Annotated in this window: 1 protein-coding gene; it reads right to left on the reverse strand. The window is 52.0% G+C overall.

All coding sequences use genetic code 11. The features are described 5' to 3' along the window. Window positions 1-631, reverse strand: a 631-nt coding sequence (locus tag H8K32_RS19955) for an energy transducer TonB (RefSeq protein ID WP_246447529.1), incomplete at both ends; no start/stop codon positions are given.

The following is a 631-nucleotide window of genomic DNA, read 5'->3' on the forward strand; positions in this document are numbered from 1 at the left end:
AGTCAAGCTTCCACACGTACTGAACCTTAGTCCAAGTCTGTTGCGGTTTGCCGTCCACGGTACCTGGTTTGTTTTTGCATGAACCCGACATCAACTGTGAGCGCACTGCATTATCCAAACCGCGGAAACCACTGGATTTGTCGATCTTGACGTCTGATACAGCACCATCGGCACCAATCAATACTGACAAGACCACGGTACCGGTCTCTTCATTACGTAAAGACGCACGTGGGTACTCTGGTTTGCAACCTGCAACGTTAAAGTCGATAACCCCTGGCACAGTGACCGGACCGGTCGCTTTTGCTGGCTCTGGTGGAGCAGTTTGCTGTGTTTTAGCAAACACTGGGTTCTCTGGCTTCACGTTCGATACTGCTGCGATCGTGTTTTGCTGCGGTTGCTGCTGTACTTGCACTTCCGGTGGCGGAATAAATGGTGGCGGTGGAGCCAACAATTTCGGCGGCGGTGGTGGTGGCGTGTCTGGCGGTGGTGGCGGAGGTTTGACCTCTTCCACTATTTTTGTCTCCATGGGCTTTTGGATGATCTGAACGATCTTGTTCCCCAAGCCATTGAGCAGCGCATACAACAGCACTACGTGAAATGCTAATACCAGCCCCATGCCAAGGAACTTCTT

Origin of the sequence: Cognatundibacterium jejuense (assembly GCF_014284255.1) — a bacterium.
Lineage (GTDB): Bacteria > Pseudomonadota > Gammaproteobacteria > Burkholderiales > Burkholderiaceae_D > Undibacterium > Undibacterium jejuense.